Origin of the sequence: Pseudomonas hamedanensis, from assembly GCF_014268595.2 — a bacterium.
GTDB lineage: Bacteria > Pseudomonadota > Gammaproteobacteria > Pseudomonadales > Pseudomonadaceae > Aquipseudomonas > Aquipseudomonas hamedanensis.
In genome coordinates, this window is sequence record NZ_CP077091.1 from 5,882,621 (window position 1) to 5,903,119 (window position 20,499).

Sequence of the window (20,499 nt, forward strand, 5' to 3'; positions counted from 1 at the left end):
TATCCATGAATCTGCCCCTCCCCGCCAACAGTGCTCTGGCAGGCTTCCACCCTGCCGTCAGCGCCTGGTTCAGCAATACCTTCCCGGCGGTCACCGCTGCTCAGGCCCGTGCGTGGCCGTTGATCCGCCAGCGCCGTTCGACGCTGATCGCCGCGCCCACCGGCTCAGGCAAAACCCTGACCGCGTTCCTCGCCGTGATCGATGACCTCGTCCACCGAGGCCTGGAACATCCTGACGGCCTGCCCGCTGAGACTCTGGTGGTCTACGTCTCGCCGCTGAAAGCGCTGTCCAACGACATCCAGATCAACCTGCAAAATCCGCTCGCCGGCATCACCGCGCAGTTGCGCGAAATGGGCCTGCCGGAGTTGACCATCAGCACCGCCGTGCGCACGGGCGATACGCCGCAGAAAGAGCGCGTGGCGATGCGCAAGACCGCGCCGCACATTCTGGTGACCACACCGGAGTCGCTGTACGTGCTGCTCGGCTCAGAATCCGGGCGCAAGATGCTCGGCACCACGCGCACGGTGATCATCGATGAAATCCACGCCATGGCCGGGGGCAAACGCGGCAGTCACTTGGCCTTGAGCCTGGAACGGCTGCAAGCGTTGTGCAACGAGCCACTGACCCGCATCGGCCTGTCGGCAACGCAGAAGCCGTTGGCCGCCGTGGCGCAGTTTCTGGTCGGGCAGGATCGACCCTGCGAAATCATCGACATCGGCCACGCCCGCCCACGGGACCTCGGCATCGAAGTACCGCCCGTGCCGTTATCGGCAGTCATGGCCAACGATGTCTGGGCGTTGGTGTATGACCGCCTCGCCGAACTGGCGCGCGAGCATCGCACCACGCTGATATTCGTCAACACCCGGCGCCTCGCCGAGCGCCTCAGCCGCCATCTGAGCGAACGACTCGGCAAGCAGGCCGTGGCGGCGCACCATGGCAGCCTGGCCAAGGAGTTTCGCCTCGACGCCGAACAACGGCTCAAGCGCGGTGAGTTGCAGGTGCTGATCGCTACCGCCTCGCTGGAACTGGGCATCGATATCGGCGAAGTCGATCTGGTCTGTCAGATCAGCTCGCCACGCTCGATTGCCGCGTTCCTGCAACGGGTCGGCCGTTCCGGACACCAGGTCGGCGGCACGCCCAAGGGCCGGTTGTTCGCCACCACCCGCGACGACCTGATCGAATGCGCCGCCCTGCTCGACTGCGTGCGCCGTGGCGAGCTCGATACCCTGCACATCCCCGAGGCGCCGCTGGACGTGCTCGCGCAGCAGATCATTGCCGAGGTCAGTTGCCAGGAGTGGTCGGAAGACGCCTTGCTGGCGATGTTGCGCAAAGCCTCGCCTTACCGGGATCTCGACGAAAAACATTATCAGGCGTTGCTGAGCATGCTCGCCGAGGGCTACAACGGCCGCCAGGGCATTCGCAGTGCTTACCTGCACCGCGACGCTGTCAGTCGCACCCTGCGCGGCCGGCGTGGCGCGCAACTGACCGCCGTGACCAGTGGCGGGACGATTCCCGACAATGCCGACTACAGCGTGCTGCTCGAACCACAGGGCTTGAACATTGGCAGCGTCAACGAAGACTTCGCCGTGGAAAGTATCGCCGGCGATGTGTTCCAGCTCGGCAATACCTCTTACCGCATCCTGCGGGTGGAGAGCGGCAAGGTGCGGGTCGAGGACGCGCAGGGCATGCCGCCGACGATTCCGTTCTGGCTCGGCGAAGCGCCGGGGCGCAGTGATGAGCTGTCGGCCGCCGTGGCGCGCCTGCAAGCGCAACTGGACGGCTTGCTCAGCGCCAGTCCCGGCAATCTGCAACCGGCCCTCGACTGGCTGACCGCCACCCTGGGCCTCAACCTCGCCAGCGCCGAGCAACTGGTCGAATATCTCGCCCGCGCGCGGCAGACTCTCGGCGCCCTGCCTTCGCAGGACACGTTGCTGATGGAACGGTTTTTCGACGAATCCGGCGGCACGCAACTGATCATCCACACGCCATTCGGCAGCCGCATCAACCGCGCCTGGGGCCTGGCCCTGCGCAAGCGCTTTTGCCGCACGTTCAATTTCGAATTGCAGGCCGCCGCCAGCGAGGACGCGATCGTGCTGTCGCTGTCGACCAGCCACAGTTTCGAACTTGATGAGGTTTGGCGTTACCTGCACAGCAACAGCGCCGAACATCTCCTGATTCAAGCGGTACTCGATGCGCCGCTGTTCGGCGTGCGCTGGCGCTGGAATGCCGGGGTGGCGCTGGCGCTGCCGCGTTTTACCGGCGGGCGCAAAGTCGCGCCGCAATTGCAAAGAATGAAAAGCGAAGACCTGATCGCCAGCGTGTTTCCCGATCAGATTGCCTGCCTGGAAAATCTCGCTGGCGAACGGGAAATACCCGAGCATCCCTTGATCGAACAGACCCTCGACGATTGTCTGCACGAAGCGATGGACTGCGAAGGCTGGCTGACCCTGCTGCGGCGCATGGAGCGTGGCGAGGTGCGCCTGATCAGTCGCGACCTGCCGGCGCCCTCGCCACTGGCGGCGGAAATTCTCAGCGCCCGGCCGTACACCTTTCTGGATGACGCGCCGCTTGAGGAACGCCGAACCCAGGCCGTGATCAATCGGCGCTGGAGCGATCCGCAATCAACCGATGACCTCGGCGCGCTGGACGCCGACGCTATCCGCGCGGTGCGCGAAGAAGCCTGGCCGTCGCCCAATTCCGTGGACGAAATGCACGAAGCACTGATGAGCCTCGCCTGCGTCAGCGGTGCGGAAGCGGAGACCAATGCGGGTTGGCTGGAGTGGTTACAGACGTTGATGACCAGTGGGCGCGCCTGCTTGCTGCAGATAGACCCCAACCATCAGCTATGGCTGGCTCGCGAACGGTTGAGTTGCCTGCAAGCACTTTATCCACAGGCGACGTTGGCGAGCGCAGCGGTGGCGCTGCCCGGTTTCGACGAAGCGTGGACATTCGACGATGCTCTGGTCGAAGTGATCCGCGCCCGCCTCGGCGCCTTCGGGCCGATACCCTTGCCCGCCATCGCCGAGCCGCTTGCCCTTCCAGCCGCGCAAATCAATCAGGCCCTCGCCCGACTGGAGCGCGAAGGTTATGTCTTGCGCGGCCAGTTCACGCCCAAGCGTGCGGTTGAAGAGTGGTGCGAGCGCCATCTGCTCGCGCGTATCCATCGCTACACGGTCAAACGTCTGCGCCGGGAAATCGAACCGGTGGCGCTACAGGATTTCATGCGTTTTCTGTTCGACTGGCAGCATCTGACGCCGGCCACGCAAGGCCAGGGCAGCGCGGTGTTGCCGGCGATTGTCGGGCAGTTCGAGGGCTATCCGGCGGCGGCTTCGGCGTGGGACAGCGACATCCTCCCGGCACGCCTCAAGGACTATTCGCCGAGCTGGCTGGATGAGCTGTGCCGCAACGGCAAACTGGTATGGACGCGTATCAGCGCACGGCAGAGTGGCAGCGGCACGGCGTTGCGCAGTACGCCGATCGTGTTGTTGCCGCGCAGTCAGGTCGGCACGTGGCGTGCGTTGGCCGAGCAGACACCGGTCAGCGAACTGTCGCCGAAAGCGCAAAAGGTCTTTGAGGCATTGAGTCAGCACGGCGCACTGTTTTTCGATGAGCTGGTTCATGAGGCGCACCTGCTGCGCGCCGAACTGGAAATCGCCTTGCAGGAACTGGTCGGCGCCGGGCTGGTGAACGCCGACAGCTTCGCCGGCCTGCGCGCGTTGATTACCCCGGCGAGCAAGCGTCAACAGCGCAGCAGCCGGCGCGGACGCGGTGCATTTATTGGCGGGATGGACGACGCCGGGCGTTGGGCATTGCTGCGCCGAGCTTCGACGGTAGATGCGACTGCGACACTTGAACACGTCGCCAAGACTCTGCTGCGCCGCTACGGCGTGGTGTTCTGGCGTTTGCTGGAGCGGGAAGCGGATTGGCTGCCGAGCTGGCGCGAATTGTTGCGCACGTTTCATCGGCTGGAGGCGCGGGGCGAGATTCGTGGCGGGCGGTTTGTCAGCGGTTTGGCGGGTGAGCAATTTGCGCTGCCTGAGGCGATCCCGTTATTGCGCGAAGTGCGCCGGCGCCCGCATGACGGTGCTCTGGTGGCGGTGTGTGGGGTTGATCCGTTGAATCTGGCCGGGACGTTGTTGCCGGGCGTGAAAGTGCCGGCGCTGGCGAGCAATCGGCTGGTGTATCGCGATGGGGTTCCGGCGGCGGCGATGGTTGCTGGCAAGCAGCAGGTGTGGGTGGCGCTGGATCAAGATGCCATGGAGCAGATAGGCAGGAAATTGATCCGGCATTGAGGGTGTCTGTTCTGCCGCTATCGCGAGCAGGCTCACTCCTACATTTTGGAATGCGTTCCCCTGTAGGAGTGAGCCTGCTCGCGATGAGGCCGGAAAATCTAACGCATCGCTCAGATCAGGTCCGCGATTCCTGCGGCACCACCACCGTCGAATGCTCAGGCGCCACATCATCTATTTGCTGCCGCTTCGGCAAGAAAACCTGCTGTGGATAAGTCTGCGCAAAATGCACGTTCGGGGTGTTATCCACAAGCTTCTTCAAGCGCTGATTGAACGCCCGGCTCACCGCATACTGCCCACCGGACACCGTACGGAACTGCGCCGTCAGGACTACGCCGTTCAAATCCATCTTGTCCACACCGAACACGTCCAGCGGCCCTTGCAGGTTGTACTTGAGGAACGGGTCTTCGCGAATCGAGTCGCCGGTCTCGCGGATCAGCTCGATGGCTTTGTCCACGTCCGTGTCGTAGGTGAACTGCACCGAGAAGAACGCAAAGGCAAACTGCCGCGATTGGTTGGTCACAGCCTTGATCTGGCCGAACGGCACCGAATGTACGAAGCCCTTACCGTCGCGCAGACGCAGGGTGCGGATGGTCAGGCCTTCGACGGTGCCGGCATGCCCGGAGTCGAGCACCACCCAGTCGCCAATCGACAGGGTGTCTTCGATGATAATGAACAGCCCGGTAATGACGTCCTGAACCAATTGCTGCGAACCGAAACCGATCGCCAGACCGACCACCCCGGCACCGGCCAGCAGCGGCGCCACGTTGATCCCCAGGTTGGCCATGGTGGTGATCGCGCAGATCACCACCAAAATGATTTTGATCGCGTTGCGCAGCAGCGGCAGGATGGTTTTCACCCGCGTGCTCGGCTGGCGCGCGGCGCGTTTGTTGAGCGGCGGTTTCAGCGCCTCCTGAATCGCTGTGTCGAGGACCACCCAGAGCAGCCATGTCACCAGAAAGATCAGGCCGATGCTGCTCAAGGCATTGCTGATCGCCCGGCCCACCGTGCTGCTCTGGGCAAAGTCGAGCAACGACACACCCCAGATCCGCCCGAGAATGTCGATGAAGACAATCGCGATGACAATCCGCAACAACGCATGCAGCAAGCTCAGAAAGCGCTCTTTGTAGGCACTGCTGCGCTGGATCGTTTCGGCCTTGCGCGACTTGAACAGGTGCTGCAGCACGGTACTGAGAAACACCGTGGCGATCAGCAAGACCGTGGTGAACAGCGCGCAACGCAGAGTCTTCTGGTTGTCCTCGCCGATGCCGATCAGGTTGACCGCCGACACCAGCACCATCAGCACGATCGGCCAATACCACAGCCCGGAAAAAATCCGCAGCGACTCCTGTAAGGATGGCTGTTTCAGCCGCTGGCTCAGTGAACGATTGCGGATCAGGTGCGCCACCGGACGGCGCAGGCGAATCACCAGCAAGCCGAAAATGACCGAAGCAATCAGCCCGGTGAACACGGCGATGCTGCTGGTGATATTGCCGCCCAGTTGCCGGGCGATCTGCGGGCTGGTCAACGCATCGCTGAGGGCGGCGAGAAAGCCGATCAGGAACAGCGGCCGCGGGCAGTATTCACGGATGATCCGCGCGGCCGTGCGCTTGTGGCCGACGTTGAACATCACCACCACACACAACAACATCGAGGTGGAAAAAATCCCGCTGCTGGTCGCATACGCCAGACACAGCGCCAGCGCTCGCCCCACCGAAGCTTGCAGAAAATGGCTGACGTACAGGGTCAGCGGCAGGCTGATCAGTGCCGGCACGGTATACGGCAGCACGTAACCCAGCAGATCCTGGCTGCGCTGGCGCGTGCGCAGCCAGCGACGCTCGCGCAATCGCCTGGCCAACAGCCCGCCAAGCACCGTCAGCAGGGCGAAACTGCCCAGCCATGCGCCCGACAGCGTGAGGAAGTCGACAGCGATGCTCCAGCCCGAGCGGTTCGATGGCTGATTGACCAGCTTGTCGACCTCGTCCGCCGCACGGTCGGCGCGCAGGCGCCAGGCGTCGACGAGGTGCTCGTTGAGGTCGAGTTTGTCCTGCACATCGTCAATGCTCGTGCTGATCGCCCCGAGCAGACCGCCCTGCACCAGCGGCTCGGGTTCGGCGGGTTTCTCGGCGCTGGCGGGAACACCCGGCAACGCCGCGGCTTCCAGCTCGTTGGCGCCGAGAAACAACAGCGCTCCCAGCACAATGGCGATCCTGAACTTGAGCAAAACTGCGGTCTCCCGTGACTGAACCGTGTAAGGAACTGATCGGTAATTGCGCGGCAAGTTCAGCCATTGCCACCACACATGCCCCGTGTGGGACATATCCCTGTGGGAGCGAGCCTGCTCGCGAATGCGCACTGTCAGTAGAGAACCCTGCGACTGACCCAGCGCTTTCGCGAGCAGGCTCGCTCCCACAATGGATGGAGGGGCAATGCTCAATCGCGACCGTCCGTAACGCCATCGAAACTTTCGCGCCTGCCGCGCAGTCAGCAGAAAACACCGGCAACACGAGGGCTGACCACAGGAGGACGGGATGGCGACGATTCACATCGGTATTTCAGGCTGGCGCTACACCCCGTGGCGCGGGGATTTCTACCCGAAAGGACTGGCTCAGAAACGCGAATTGCAATTCGCCTCGCGGGCCGTCAACAGCATCGAAATCAATGGATCGTTCTATGCCCTGCAACGGCCCGAACGCTATGCCCAGTGGTACGCCGAAACACCCGCCGACTTCGTTTTCAGCGTCAAGGCCCCACGCTTCATCACCCATGTGCGGCGCCTGCGTGAAATCGAAAAACCGTTGGCCAATTTCTTTGCCTCAGGCGTGCTGGAACTCAAGGAAAAACTCGGCCCGATCCTTTGGCAGTTTCCGCCGAGCTTCAAGTTCGACGCCGAGCGCTTCGACCAGTTTCTCGCGCAATTGCCCCACGATACCGAGGCGGCCGCCGCCCTCGCTCGCCAGCACGATTCGCACCTGCCCGGCCGTGCAAGCGTCAAGGCGTGGCGCAAGCAACCACTGCGTCATGCCGTGGAAATTCGTCATGAAAGCTTCATCGACCCGGATTTCGTCCGCCTGCTCAAACGTCACAATACCGCCCTGGTCGTTGCCGACACCGCCGGTAAATGGCCCTACCGCGAAGACCTCACCAGTGACTTTGTCTACCTGCGCCTGCACGGTGCCGAAGAACTCTATGCCAGCGGTTATTCCGAGGACGCGCTCAAGCGCTGGGCCGAACGCATCGATGCCTGGCATCAGGGCCGGCAGCCCGCCGACGCACACTTGATTGCGCCACGTTTGAAACCGCGCGCACGCAAATCCCGCGAGGTGTTCTGCTACTTCGACAACGACATCAAGGTCCGCGCGCCCTATGACGCGCGTAACCTGTTGCATCGTTTCGATCTCGATAAAGACCTTGCCACCACACCGGGGCAAGTCGCGGCCGAAGGAGTGCTGTCATGAGCATTCCCGAACCGGTCGGTTTCACCGATGAAGGCGCCGTGGTCGCGCCATCGGTGCGCAGCTTCACCGTGCTGACGGTCAACACCCACAAGGGCTTCACCGCCCTCAATCGGCGTTTCATCTTGCCTGAGCTGCGCGAAGCGGTACGCAGCGTCGCCGCCGACGTGGTGTTTCTGCAGGAAGTCCATGGCACCCATGAGCAGCACCCCAAGCGCTACAACAACTGGCCGACGATGCCGCAGTACGAGTTTCTCGCCGACAGCCTCTGGCCGCAGTTCGCCTATGGGCGCAACGCGGTGTACCCGGCGGGCGATCATGGCAATGCCCTGCTGTCGAAATTCCAGATCATCCGCCACGACAACCTCGACGTGTCGATCAGCGGCCATGAAAACCGTGGCCTGCTGCATTGCGTGCTGCGCCTGCCCGGTGACGGCGCCGAAGTCCACGCGATCTGTGTGCACCTGGGCCTGCGTGAAAGCCATCGCAACGCGCAGCTGGCGTTGCTGATGCAACGTCTCGGCGAGTTGCCCGCCGACGCGCCGGTCATCGTCGCCGGCGACTTCAACGACTGGCGCCAGCGCGCCGATGCGCAGCTCACGCCCTGCGGCCTGCGTGAAGTGTTCGCCGAGCACAATGGTAAACCGGCGCGCAGCTTTCCGGCGCGATTGCCGGCGCTCAGGCTCGATCGCATCTACGTGCGCAACCTCAAGGCCAGCCGGCCAAAAGTCCTGACCAACCGCCCTTGGTCGCACCTGTCCGACCACGTCCCGTTATCGGTGGAGATTGAACTATGAACAGTGCGCCACTGGAGAAATCCACCGTGGACTCCGTCCCGCTCAACCCGCCGGTTCGCGAGCCCGGTCACGTTGATGTCGAATACCAATGGCAGGGCAACAACCGCGTGCAATTGCTGGAGAACGGCGAGGAATATTTCCCCAGGGTGTTCGCAGCGATGCGCGCGGCCAAGAGCGAAATTCTCCTGGAAACCTTCATCGTCTTTGAAGACAAGGTCGGCGCCGAGCTGCAACAGATCCTCATCGAAGCGGCCCAGCGTGGTGTGCGCACCACGGTCAGCCTCGACGGTTTCGGCTGTGGCGAATTGAGCCCCGGATACCTCACGGCGCTGAGCGACGCCGGCGTGCACTTGCAAATTTTCGATCCGGCGCCAAAACACCTGGGTATCCGCACCAACTGGTTCCGCCGTTTGCATCGCAAGATCGTGGTGGTCGACGGCCTGATCGCGTTCATTGGCGGGATCAATTTTTCCGGCGATCACCTGGCCGATTTCGGCCCGGAAGCCAAGCAGGATTATTCCGTGGAGATTCAGGGCCCGGTAGTCGCTGATATCCATCATTTTGCCCTGCTGCAAAGCGGCCGTCCGGGACGCGCGCGGTTCTGGTGGCAGCGTCGGCGTCAGCGTCGCGCAGAAATGGCGTTCAACGAACACGATGGTCAGGTACGCCTGGTGTTCCGCGACAACGACCAGCACAACACCGATATCGAGGATGTCTATTTACAGGTGCTGCGCCAAGCCAAGCGCCGCGTGATCATCGCCAACGCCTATTTCTTCCCTGGCTATCGCCTGTTGCGCGAGATCCGTAACGCGGCGCGCCGGGGTGTTGAGGTGCGGCTGATTCTGCAAGGTCAGCCGGACATGCTGGTGGCCAAACTGGCGGCACGCATGACCTACGATTACCTGCTCAAGGCGGGCGTGCAGATTCATGAATATTGCGAGCGCCCCCTGCACGGCAAAGTCGCCTTGGTGGATGACGACTGGAGCACCGTCGGCTCGAGCAATCTCGACCCGTTGAGCCTGTCGCTGAACCTGGAAGCCAACGTGCTGATCCGCGACCGCGCATTCAATCAGCACTTGTTCGAACGCCTCGAAGACCTCAGCCGCAACCACTGCAAAGCCATGGATCCCAAGCGCCTACCCCGTGGACGAATCTGGCACATGACCGTGGGTTTTCTGGTGTTCCACTTTCTACGGCATTTCCCGGCAATCGCCGGCTGGCTGCCGGCGCATAAACCGCGGCTCAAGCCTTTTCGAGGAGAGTTTAAATGAGCCGAACCCAAGCACAGTCCACCGCTGATTCGGCGCCAGCCAACCACTCGAAATGGAGCCGCTGGAAGCGCCCGTTGACCTTGCTGTTCTTCCTCGCCCTGATCGTTCTGCTGACGATGTTCGCCACGCGCATCGAATGGGCCGAAGTGCTGCAGACCCTCGCCGATTTCAAGGTGCGCACGCTGCTCATCGCCGCGAGCGTGACGCTGTTGAGTTTTCTGGTGTACGCCAGTTTCGACCTGATCGGGCGCACCTACATTCGTCAGGATTTGACCTGGAAACAGATCCTGCCGGTGGGCGTGATCAGCTATGCGTTCAACCTGAACCTGAGTGCCTGGGTGGGCGGGATCGCCATGCGCTATCGCCTGTATTCGCGGCTGGGCGTGAGCAAAGGCAACATCGCCAAGATCCTTGGCCTGAGTCTGGCGACCAATTGGTTCGGCTACATGACCATCGCCGGCGTGGTGTTCAGCAGTGGTCTGGTGCGCATGCCGCCGGGCTGGAAACTGAGCAGCGATGCGTTGCAGTGGGTGGGCGTGCTGTTGCTGTTGATCAGCGCCGGTTACCTGGCGGCGTGTCAGTTTTCCAAGCGTCGCGAATGGACGATTCGTGGCGTGGAAATCAACCTGCCGTCGCTGCGCATGGCGGTGCTGCAACTGTTGCTGGGCGCGTTGAACTGGTCGTTGATGGCGGCGGTCATCTTCACGCTGTTGCCGAGCAAGCTGGATTATCCGCTGGTGCTTGGCGTGCTGCTGATCAGCGCGATTGCCGGGGTCATCACCCATATTCCGGCGGGTCTGGGCGTACTCGAAGCGGTGTTTGTGGCGCTGCTGCAGCATGAGGCATCACGGGGCAGTCTGGTGGCGGGACTGCTGGCGTACCGGGCGATTTACTTTCTGCTGCCGTTGTTGATTACCGTGGTGATGTATCTGGTGGTGGAGGCCAAAGCCAAGGCGCTGCGGATCGAGAAGAAACCTTCCTGAGATTGTTGTTGGATGGGAAATAGCTATCGCGAGCAGGCTCACTCCTACAAGGGGAACGCATTCCAGATGTAGGAGTGAGCCTGCTCGCGATAGCGCCGGTACACGCGCCACATCATCTGGATTGAATAATGCTCAACCGCTCACCCACCACCATTTCGGTAATCCAGTCCACCAGAATCGAGGTATAGGCCTGCTGCGACACCGGATCGCTCAAGGCATGGTCGGCGCCGTCGATAATCCGGTGCGTGAGCGAGTGCGTCTGCTGACACGCGGCGCGGTAACTCATGATCGTCGCGTGCGGCACGAAATCGTCGGTTTCCGATTCCACCAACAACACATCCCCGGTGAACTGCGAACAAGCGTGCAGCGCACGGTTGCTGTCGGCGGGCACCAGTGTGCCGCGATAGTCACGTAAATCCGCCTTGTCCAGATCACGCTTGGGCGTGTGCCATTGTTCGTCGCGATACAGCGCCGGCACTCGCAGCGCCAACCAGCGCACCGGCCGCAAGGACGTGAGGATCGAGGCCAGATAGCCACCGTAACTGGTGCCCACCACGGCAATCGCCGAGGTGTCGAGCGCCGGATGCGCCAGCAGGCGGTCGTAGGCCGCCAGCAGGTCACGCAGGTTGTCCTCACGGGTGACGCGGCTCAGCGGGATGCCGGTGCCGCCGGTATGCCCGCGCAGGTCGAACGTCAGACACACGCAGCCCAGACCGGCGATACCTTTGGCACGCTCCAGGTCGCGCTCCTGACTGCCGCCCCAACCGTGGACAAACAACACCCCCGGCACCTTCGATTTGGGACTGAGAAACGTCCCGCTCATCTGTTCATCATCAATGTCGATTTGAATGCTTTCGCTTCTAGCCGTCATAGGGTTTGACCGTTACGTATTTGAGAAGAAAGGCGCTGTTTTCGGCCGGGCCGCGATAGACCTCGATGGCGTCCGCCGGCAGCGTCTGATCGATGTAGGTTTCCACGGAGGACACGCGGATAGCGCGTATCCCTGGATCGTTGACGAAAGCTTGCAGCGCGGCAATTTCCGCGCTGCTGGCCCCGCCCATGCGCCACGATTGTTCAAGCACCCCGCTGCGCGCGTTGCCGTTGGCATCCAGGCCTTGGGCGATGTCGTAATTGCGCCGCGAGGCGAAGAATCGTGGGTAGGCTTCATCGGCGGCGTTGTCGAACACCTGGGCCTGTTCGATCGCCAGACGCACATCGTCGGGCAGATCCAGCGCCAGCAACGCGTCATAACCGCCCTGCACCACCAGCAGGTTCGAGCCGCCGTAGACCTCTTCGCCCTGACCGTCTTCGGTCAGGTACTGGTCACCGCAGTAGCTCAGCACCCTGCCGCCAATGAACGACTGGCCGACGCTGTGGGTGACCACCTGGCTCAAGTCCTGCTCCAGCACCACGCCTTCGCTGAAGATCTTTTGCGCCTCGGGCCGCGCGAGGATTTCATCGAACGCGTCGAGGCTTTTGATTACTGCCTGGCCGCGGCCGGCACAGGCGTGAATCGGCTTCAAGCGGATCGGCCCGGCGTACAGCAAATGCTCGGCGGCCGGCCGCGCATCCTCCAGCGCAAATACGCTGAGGCCGTCGAGCACCACGTTGCGCACGCGCTCGGAGAACAGCGGCGACCAGCCCTGCGGCGCCCGGGCCAGATGGCTGCGTAAACCGTGGCTGATGGCTTTGGTGCAGATGAAATCGTATTCGACGTAACCGCCCCACAGATCATCGGGACCTTTGATCCCCAGCGCTTGCGCATTGGCCGCACCGACGATGGTCTGTGTCGGCAGCCAATACACATCGCACCCCTGATGCTTTTCGGGATCGTAGCTGCCGCCGAATGTGCAGCCGAGAATCTGCGCCAGCCAGCGGGCCAGGGCCTTGTTGGTCTGGACTTCATGTTGCGGCGCGTCGGCACGCAGCGAGTGCGCGACGACGAGTTTGCTGCTGAGTGTCGGGGTCATGCGTTCCCCTTGCATCGGTTCGTGGGTTCAGCAAGGAAAAGTGCAGAGATCAGGCCAATGGCTGATCCGCAGAAAACACCCGGTAACCGGGCGGTTGGCGAAACGGTACTGGCACCGCGCCTGTTTCAAACTGCACGACGGCGCGCGAAAGTCCGGCAAATTGCACGATCACACGCGACACACCGCTCCCCTTGTAGGAGTGAGCCTGCTCGCGATAGCGGTGTGTCATTCAACTCTACTGGCGACTGAAACACCGCTATCGCGAGCAGGCTCACTCCTACAGTGGAACATCATTGCTTGAGCTAGCGTGTCAGGCCAAACCGAGCGCGATAATCACTCGGCGCCAGCCCGGTAATTTTCTTGAAGATCGTGCGAAACGCGCCCGGGTCCTGATAGCCCACCGTCCAGGCGATGTGATCGATGGTGCCGTTGGTGAACTCAAGCATTTCCCGCGCCTTGCCCACCCGCAGGTGCTGGCAGTACTCGGTCGGTTTCAAACCGGTCGCGGCGCGAAAACGCCTTAGAAAAGTACGCTCTTCCAGCCCCGCTCGCTCAGCCATTGCCGTCAGCGAGACCTCCGTCGCGCCGGTGCTTTGCAGCCAGTGCTGGACCTTGAGAATCGCCGCGTCGCCGTGGCTGAGGATCGGCGCAAAATTGCTGCCACATTCGCTGGCGCTGTCGCTGTGTTCCATCACCAGAAATCGCGCGGTCGCGGTGGCGATGCTCGGGCCGAGCAAGCGATCGACCAGACGCAATCCCAACTCGGACCAAGCCATCAGACCGGCCGTGGTGATCAGGTCGCCGTCGTCGACAATCGGCGTATCCGCCTTGAGTTTAATCAGCGGGTAACGCTCGGCAAACGCCTCGGCCGAGGTCCAGTGGGTGGTGGCGCTACGGCCATCGAGCAAGCCGCTTTCGGCAAGCATCAGCGACCCCACGCACACACCGCCCAGCGTCGCGCCGCGGGCATGCTGCTCGCGCAGCCATTGCTTCAGACTGGCAGGCATCTGCGCCGCGCTGAAACCGCCGAGCGACGGTGGAATCAGTACGGCCAGCAAAGCGTTCTGGCTGCCCGGGTGGCTGTCATACACCGGCGTCGGCACTTGCTTGCCTTCAACCTGCCAGTGACTGACCCGCAGCACGGGCAATTGCACCGCCGCATATTCGCCGGCGATGCGGTTGGCCACGGCGAACAGATCGGTCAACCCGTGTACCGCCGCCAGTTGCGCGCCGGGATAAATCAGCACGCCCAATTCAGCCGTGGCGGCTTTTTCTGCAGGCATTGTCAGTTTTCCCCTGTCTATTGTCGGTGCGGCCAATCCTCGAATCGTCGGCCAGCGCCAATACTGAAGCCACACCCAATCACAACCCCGAGGACACTCCCATGGCCAAGCAAGCGCTCATCGTAGTCGATATCCAGAACGACTACTTCCCCCAAGGCAAGTGGCCGCTGGTCGGCGCCGACGCTGCTGCCGATAACGCCGCGCGGCTGATCGCGGCCTTTCGCAAAGCGGGGGATTCGGTGGTGCACATTCGCCACGAATTCACCTCCGAAGATGCGCCGTTTTTCACCCCAGGCTCCGAGGGCGCCAAACTGCATCCCAAAGTGCTCAATCAGGCTGGCGAGCCTGTGGTGCTCAAGCACTTCGTCAACTCGTTCCGTGAAACCGAACTGAAATCGGTTCTCGACGAACAAGGCATCACGGATCTGGTGGTGATCGGCAGCATGAGCCATATGTGCATCGATGGCATCACTCGCGCGGCGGCAGACATGGGCTATGGCGTGACGGTGATTCACGATGCCTGCGCCAGCCGGGATCTGCAATTCAATGGCCTGACCGTGCCGGCCGCACAGGTGCACGCAGCATTTATGTCGGCACTGGGTTTCGCCTACGCCAGCGTGGTCTCGACCGACGAGTTCCTGCGCAGCAACGCCTAGCAACAACTGCAAAACCCACTGGCCCGCCGCGTTGCGGGCCTTTTTGCGTCTGTCATGAAAATCTCACGCGTGAGTCATTGATGGCACTTTGCATTGGTTGTAGTGTGGCCCACGCGTGAGATGTTCATAACCGGGTCATAGCCATGAAAAGCCGCTCTACGACAACTGCCGCCGCAAGCCCCAAGGGCGAGCGAGCCAAGGCGTCCGCGAAAAAACCGTCGAGCTTCTACATGAAGCAGATGCGTGCAGGGCTGGCCGCCGCCGGTTATGTCAAACACGAAACTTGGGTGCTTCCGGAAAACCGAAGCTTGCTCAAGCAAATGGAGCAACAGCTACGCCAACCGATTCTGGCTGGCTCTTTCATGTCGGAGAATTACATGAGCGCAGGCAACAACTGGACCATCGACAGCCTCTTCAATGCCCTCAAGGCCCTGGACGAGGTGGTTTCCCAAGAGATTTCGCTGTCCCTGATCCAGAGCTCCGAGCCGAGCATCAAGCTGGAGATGAATGAATTCGGCGGCCTGCCGATTCACATCGCCCTGGCCGGCCAGCAGATCATCGTCGACACCGTGCTGGTGGACATCGATTCGATCAGCGATGTGCACGCCTTCAACGATGCCGTATTGCGCAGCCGCGAGATGTTCCCGCTGTCGTCGATCGGTATCGAGTCGATGCCCAACGGCCAGACCGTTTACAACATGTTCGGCGCCCTCAGCGCCGACTCGAGCCTGACCAATATCGTCACCGAGGTGAAAACCCTGGTCGACAATGTGCAGCGCGCCAGCGAAGCCTTCGAACACTTCTTCAAGTAATCAACAGGGAATATCCAATGACTCAGTCCATCTGGAGCAAGTTGTTCACCGCGCTGCGCGGCGGCGCCAACGAAGTCGGCGAAGCCATCGCCGACCAGCAGGCCCTGCGCATCCTCGATCAGGAAATCCGCGACGCTGATAGCGCGCTATCCAACGCTCGTCGCGAACTGGTCACCATCATGGCCAAGCACAAACTGGCCGCCGACCGCGTCAGCGAATACGACGCCAAGATCAAGGACCTCGAAGCCAAGGCCGTTGCCGCGCTGAACGCCGGCCGCGAAGATCTGGCCCTGGAAGTGGCCGAAGCGATTTCGACCCTGACCAACGACCTGGATGCCGAGAAGAAGCTCAGCGATGAGTTCGGCGCCTACGCCGAGAACATGCGCAAAGACATCAGCAAGGCCGAGTCGCGAATCAAAAGCCTGCGCCAGCAAGTGGACATGGCCAAGGCCCGCGACAGCGTACAGAAGGCACAGGTCAGCGCTTCGATTGCCAGCGGCGGCGCCAACGGCAAACTGGAAACCGCCGTCGGCACCCTGAACCGTCTGCAAGCCAAACAGCAGCAACGCGCGGCCGAACTCAGCGCGGCGGACGAACTGGCCGACGCCTCCACCGGCAACGACCTGGAACGCAAACTGCGCGACGCCGGCATCACGCCGAACGAAGGCAGCGCCAATGCGATTCTTGAGCGGCTGAAGCAGAAGTCCACGCACTAACTCCGCAATCATAACTGTGGGAGCGGGCTTGCTCGCGAATGCGTACTGTCAGTCAAATTTCTACTGCCTGACACAACGCATTCGCGAGCAAGCCCGCTCCCACATGGTTTGCGGCGTGTCGTACACCGTTGCGCCCGTTACACTAGCGCCACTTTTTCGCCCCCGAACACCTCCACCCGCTTCAAGGAACGTACCCATGGGATGGTTTAAAGACTTGCTGGGCACCAGCACCTGGCAGACCGCTGCGCCAACGACCACCGCTGCCAGTGGCCCGTTGGGCATGGCGCAAGGCAAAGGCGTACGGTTCGACACAACCCTGGCGCTGTTGCTGGAAGGCTCGACCTCGGTGCGGGTACCGTTCGATCAAGCGGTGTGGAGCGCCGGTTGGGTCGATCTCGGCCAGTCCAACAAACTGCACCGCTATTACATGAACGACGAGGATTTCTGGGTGCAGATCCACGTCACTGGTGAAGACCAGATCGAGTCGGTCACCCTCTTCAATTACCTCAGCTACGTGACGGTCAACAGTGACGCCGAACTGCAGCGTCTGGCCGGCCCGAACAGCCTGATCGGTCTGCCGGGCTATACCCACGACGGTGTCGAATACACTCGCGAGTGGGGCACCGAACAGGGCCAGACCGAACTGGTGCCGATGACCGAACACGTGGCCAACCCGGACGAGTCCTACACCATCAAACACCACTCGATACTCTATGCCCGCGACACCGGCCTGACCGATCGCCGCGAACTGCTGCTGTTTTCCGTCGAACAGGACGAAGAAGGCACCGTCAGCCTGAGTACCTCATTGGGCATCTCGCTGTACACGACTGATTTGAGCGCCATTTAAAAAAGGAAGTTTTTCATGCTGGAAGTGCTGGCCGTTTCCCTGAACAAAACCGCACTGGTCGGTTTTGTCGTCTACCTGATCGGCGCCGTTTTGCTGTTCATGCTGTTTCAATTCGTCTATACGCGCATCACCGCGCACAAGGAATTCGAGCTGATCCGCGCTGGCAATACCGCAGCCGCTATCGCACTGTCCGGGGCGATCATCGGTTTTGCCATTCCGGCGAGCAACGTGATTGCCTACTCGGTCAACGTGCTCGACTTTGTACTCTGGGCTGTCATCGCCGCCGTCGTGCAGCTGTTGGCGTTCGTTGCGACCGGGCTGGTGCTCAAGGGCACTTCCCAGCGCATCGCCAACGGCGAAGTCGCCGCCGGCATTTACGTGGCCGCCGTGGCGATCAGCGTCGGCATGCTCAATGCCGCGTGCATGACCCCCTCCAACTGATCGGCAGGACGCCTTCGATGAAACGCAGCAAATACGTGCAATTGTCCCTCGCCGCGTCGGTGGCGATGGCCATTTCCGGTGAAGCCGCGGCGGTGGATCAGCCGCGCAGTTTCCAGAGTGTCGAACAATGCGTCGATGCCGAACTGGCCGCCGACGTCTGCTCCAACGCCTACGTCGCCGCTCTGACCGAACACCGGCGCATCGCCCCGGCGTACGACGACAAAGCCAAGTGCGACGCAGATTTTGCCGCCGACTGGTGTCAGAAAAACTCCGATGGCCGCTTCGTACCGAAACTCGGCGGTTTCAAAGTGCCGCAGAGCGGTGACGCGCCGCAAAATCTCGACGCCATCGCCGATGCGCAGATGCCGGCGGGTGACGCCGCATCTGTGCAGGGTGCGAACACGTCGCAGGTTGCCACTGGCGGCGGCAACGGCTGGCTCACCGGTTGGCTGATCGGCAACGCGATGAGCAACAACGCCAACCGCACCGTTTACCGCGACCGTGAAACGCGCCAGCCGTACAACACTTCGACGCAATATCGCAGAGCTGAAACGACGACGCGCAGTCAGGCGGATTACGAGAGCAGCAAAAGCAAACCGGTGAACGTGGCTTCGTCGACTTCGCGCGGCGGCTTCGGCAGCCAGTCCAGCGCGCGCAGCGGTTGGGGTGGCTGGGGCAGCAGCTCCGGGCGCTCGAGCAGCTGACATGAAAAAGATCCATTGCGCCGAGCGCCCCGACTGGAAACACACCGCCGAAAGCCTCGGTTTCATGTTCCACACCATCGACGACGAACCCTATTGGGACGAAAGCGCCTACTACCAGTTCAGCCTCGCGCAGATCGAAAACGATCTCGAAGACCCGACCACCGAACTGCATGAGATGTGCATGGACCTGGTCGAGCGCGTAGTGAACAGCGAAGAGTTGCTGGATCGCCTGAGCATCCCGGCGGCGTACTACGAGATGATCCGCACGTCCTGGCGTGAAGGTCATCCGCATCTGTACGGTCGCATGGACTTTTCCTACAACGGCGCCGGCCCGGCGAAACTGCTGGAGCTCAACTACGACACGCCGACCAGCCTCTACGAAGCGGCGGCGTTCCAGTGGGGCTGGCTGGAACAATGCATCGAACGCGGTACCCTGCCGCGCCATGCCGACCAGTTCAACAGCATCGACACCCGGCTGCATCAGGCCTTTGCCGAGTTGCAATTGAAGCGGCCGTTCTACTTCGCATCGATGAAAGACTCGGTCGAGGACAAAGGCACCACCGACTACCTGCGGCTGATCGCAGAAAAGGTCGGCATCGAGTCGCGGCACATCGATATCGAGGACATCGGCCTGACGGCTGAAGGTCGTTTTGTCGACCTGCAGGATCGCTGGATCCCGCACCTGTTCAAGCTGCACGCCTGGGAATTCATCTTCCACGAACCGTTTGGCGCGGCGATTGCCGAGTGCGATACGCAGTTTTTCGAGCCGGCGTGGAAGGCGATCCTGTCGAACAAAGGCGCGTTGCCGCTGCTGTGGGAACTGCACAAGGGCCATCCGAACCTGCTCGCCGCGCACCTCGATCCGAATCCGGCCGGCGCCGTGCCAAGGGGCTGGGTGCGCAAGCCGTACTTTTCCCGGGAAGGCGCGAACATCGAGCTGCAAACAGCGGACGGTCTGATCGTAAAAGAGGACGGACCTTACACCGATGCGCCGTTCATCCTGCAAGAGTTCGCGCCGTTGCCGAAGTTTGGCGACAGCTACACGCTGATCGGCTCCTGGGTGATTGGCGATCAGGCGGCAGGGATTGGCGTGCGCGAGGACAACAGTCTGATCACCAAGGATTCCAGCCGGTTCTTACCGCACCTGATCCTCGACTGAAGCACTCGTATCCCTGTGTCGGCCTGGCAGCGATGACGGACCTCGGTCGCCTCATTGGTTGATTGATCCGGGCCATCGCTGGCAAGCCAGCGCCCACACTCAAGCGGTACCCTGAGCGGTTCGTTCATCCTGTGCACGATCCCACAAACGCACTTGCAGGCTGTTATGCACCGCCGTCGCGCAAACTGCCGCCTGGCCTGTAGCGACGCTGAGTTGCTTGAGCGAGTCGACGACATCCCCGACCGCGTAAAGCCCGTCGATCGATGTGCGTTGGTGGCTGTCAACGCGCACAGCGCCCTCCTCGTCGACCTGCGCACCCAGTTGCACCGCCAGCTCCGAGCGGTATTGCGAGCCGAGCGACGGATAGACGATATCGAAGCAAAAGGCTTCGCCCTTGCCCACCGTCACGAGAACTTTGCCATCGCTCACTTCGATGGCCACGACCCGGTCATCGATCAGGCGTATCCCGGCGTGCCGCGCTGCCGCGACTGCCTCCTCACACGCTGGGTTATCACCCTCGACCAGCACCGTTACGCGGTCAGTGAAGTTGCGCAAAAACAGTCCGTGACTAATCGCGCAGTGTGCTTCGCCGTACACCGCGACGTTGTCACCGTTGATTTCGTAGCCGTCGCATATGGCGCATAGCCGAATGACCGACTGTGCGATGCCGTCGTAAGGGCGATCCATTTGCGGCAGGGTATCGACGATTCCCGTTGCCAGCACCACGCGGCGCGCGCTCAGCGTTCGGCCGTTGAGTTGCGCAACGAAACCGGTGCGGTTCTTGAACAGACTTTCCACGCGCCCGGCTTCAATCGTCGCACCGTAAGACACCGCCTGCTCGCGCAATCGGCGGAGCAAGTCGTGACCCGATATACCTGGCGGGAAGCCGGGGTAATTGTGCGAAAGCGGAATCAGGCTCGCACGACTTTGCCCGCCGTCGGCAACCACGACTCGCCGGTGGAAGCGGCTAAGATAAACCGCCGTGGTCAGCCCTGCGGGACCGGCACCAACAACCAGGCAATCGACGTCGACATGATCGGCCTTGGCAGAGGCTGATTCGGGGCGATCAAAAACCTTGCGGTATTCGTCTGGATTAACTGACATGGCCTGCCCTCC

17 protein-coding genes are annotated in these 20,499 nt (G+C 61.8%); 12 read left to right on the forward strand and 5 right to left on the reverse strand.

Going from position 1 to position 20,499, the window contains the following annotated elements; genetic code table 11:
• The first annotated feature begins 5 nt into the window (after positions 1 to 5).
• A complete protein-coding gene (locus tag HU739_RS25850; protein ID WP_186546735.1) occupies positions 6 to 4,292 on the forward strand; it encodes a DEAD/DEAH box helicase in 4,287 nt (1,428 codons plus the stop codon).
• Positions 4,293 to 4,407: 115 nt separating this feature from the next.
• Here HU739_RS25850 and HU739_RS25855 read toward each other — a convergent pair whose 3' ends face one another.
• Positions 4,408 to 6,513, reverse strand: coding sequence for a mechanosensitive ion channel family protein (locus tag HU739_RS25855; protein ID WP_186546734.1), 2,106 nt, complete (start codon positions 6,511 to 6,513; stop codon positions 4,408 to 4,410).
• A gap of 307 nt (positions 6,514 to 6,820) precedes the next feature.
• Here HU739_RS25855 and HU739_RS25860 point away from each other — a divergent pair, with 307 nt between their 5' ends.
• Genes HU739_RS25860 through HU739_RS25875 form a run of 4 tightly spaced genes read left to right on the forward strand, consistent with a single transcriptional unit; the run spans position 6,821 to position 10,795 of the window.
• Positions 6,821 to 7,747 carry a DUF72 domain-containing protein gene (locus tag HU739_RS25860; protein WP_186546733.1) on the forward strand — a complete coding sequence of 309 codons (927 nt, stop codon included), beginning with the start codon at positions 6,821 to 6,823 and terminating at the stop codon, positions 7,745 to 7,747.
• On the forward strand, positions 7,744 to 8,541 hold the full coding sequence (locus tag HU739_RS25865; RefSeq protein WP_186546732.1) for an endonuclease/exonuclease/phosphatase family protein: 798 nt from the start codon (positions 7,744 to 7,746) through the stop codon (positions 8,539 to 8,541). The genes HU739_RS25860 and HU739_RS25865 overlap by 4 nt, the downstream gene beginning before the upstream one ends.
• Positions 8,538 to 9,812 carry a cardiolipin synthase ClsB gene (gene clsB / locus HU739_RS25870; protein ID WP_186546731.1) on the forward strand — a complete coding sequence of 425 codons (1,275 nt, stop codon included), beginning with the start codon at positions 8,538 to 8,540 and terminating at the stop codon, positions 9,810 to 9,812. The genes HU739_RS25865 and clsB overlap by 4 nt, the downstream gene beginning before the upstream one ends.
• Positions 9,809 to 10,795 (forward strand): lysylphosphatidylglycerol synthase domain-containing protein, encoded by a 987-nt coding sequence (locus tag HU739_RS25875; protein ID WP_186546730.1) that lies wholly within the window; start codon positions 9,809 to 9,811, stop codon positions 10,793 to 10,795. Before clsB ends, HU739_RS25875 begins: the two co-directional genes overlap by 4 nt.
• Positions 10,796 to 10,907: 112 nt before the next feature.
• Here the strand turns inward: HU739_RS25875 and HU739_RS25880 are convergent, their stop codons facing one another.
• From HU739_RS25880 to HU739_RS25890, 3 genes are all read right to left on the reverse strand, one after another.
• Complete coding sequence (locus HU739_RS25880; protein ID WP_186532304.1) at positions 10,908 to 11,666, reverse strand: alpha/beta hydrolase family protein; 759 nt, start codon at positions 11,664 to 11,666, stop codon at positions 10,908 to 10,910.
• Positions 11,656 to 12,765: a DUF3182 family protein gene (locus tag HU739_RS25885; RefSeq protein WP_186546729.1), complete on the reverse strand. Its 1,110-nt coding sequence runs from the start codon at positions 12,763 to 12,765 to the stop codon at positions 11,656 to 11,658. The genes HU739_RS25880 and HU739_RS25885 overlap by 11 nt, the downstream gene beginning before the upstream one ends.
• A 302-nt stretch (positions 12,766 to 13,067) precedes the next feature.
• Positions 13,068 to 14,048, reverse strand: a complete 981-nt coding sequence (locus HU739_RS25890; RefSeq protein WP_186546728.1) for a GlxA family transcriptional regulator — start codon at positions 14,046 to 14,048, stop codon at positions 13,068 to 13,070.
• Positions 14,049 to 14,149: 101 nt separating this feature from the next.
• Between HU739_RS25890 and HU739_RS25895 the strand changes: the two genes are divergently transcribed.
• From HU739_RS25895 to HU739_RS25925, 7 genes are all read left to right on the forward strand, one after another.
• A complete protein-coding gene (locus HU739_RS25895; RefSeq protein WP_186546727.1) occupies positions 14,150 to 14,704 on the forward strand; it encodes a cysteine hydrolase family protein in 555 nt (184 codons plus the stop codon).
• A 143-nt stretch (positions 14,705 to 14,847) separates the two neighbouring features.
• Positions 14,848 to 15,516, forward strand: coding sequence for a YjfI family protein (locus HU739_RS25900; protein ID WP_186546726.1), 669 nt, complete (start codon positions 14,848 to 14,850; stop codon positions 15,514 to 15,516).
• Between the two features lie 17 nt (positions 15,517 to 15,533).
• The gene (locus HU739_RS25905; RefSeq protein WP_186546725.1) at positions 15,534 to 16,232 is read left to right on the forward strand and encodes a PspA/IM30 family protein; all 699 of its coding nucleotides are present in this window, start codon (positions 15,534 to 15,536) and stop codon (positions 16,230 to 16,232) included.
• A gap of 196 nt (positions 16,233 to 16,428) precedes the next feature.
• On the forward strand, positions 16,429 to 17,079 hold the full coding sequence (locus HU739_RS25910) for a DUF2491 family protein (RefSeq protein ID WP_186546724.1): 651 nt from the start codon (positions 16,429 to 16,431) through the stop codon (positions 17,077 to 17,079).
• A 15-nt stretch (positions 17,080 to 17,094) separates the two neighbouring features.
• Positions 17,095 to 17,520 carry a DUF350 domain-containing protein gene (locus HU739_RS25915; protein ID WP_186546723.1) on the forward strand — a complete coding sequence of 142 codons (426 nt, stop codon included), beginning with the start codon at positions 17,095 to 17,097 and terminating at the stop codon, positions 17,518 to 17,520.
• A 17-nt stretch (positions 17,521 to 17,537) separates the two neighbouring features.
• Positions 17,538 to 18,224, forward strand: a complete 687-nt coding sequence (locus HU739_RS25920) for a DUF1190 domain-containing protein (RefSeq protein ID WP_186546722.1) — start codon at positions 17,538 to 17,540, stop codon at positions 18,222 to 18,224.
• A gap of 1 nt (position 18,225) precedes the next feature.
• Entirely contained in the window at positions 18,226 to 19,383 is a 1,158-nt protein-coding gene (locus HU739_RS25925) for a glutathionylspermidine synthase family protein (protein WP_186546721.1), read from the forward strand.
• Positions 19,384 to 19,482: 99 nt separating this feature from the next.
• Here the strand turns inward: HU739_RS25925 and HU739_RS25930 are convergent, their stop codons facing one another.
• Entirely contained in the window at positions 19,483 to 20,487 is a 1,005-nt protein-coding gene (locus HU739_RS25930) for an NAD(P)/FAD-dependent oxidoreductase (RefSeq protein WP_186546720.1), read from the reverse strand.
• Between the last annotated feature and the right edge of the window lie 12 nt (positions 20,488 to 20,499).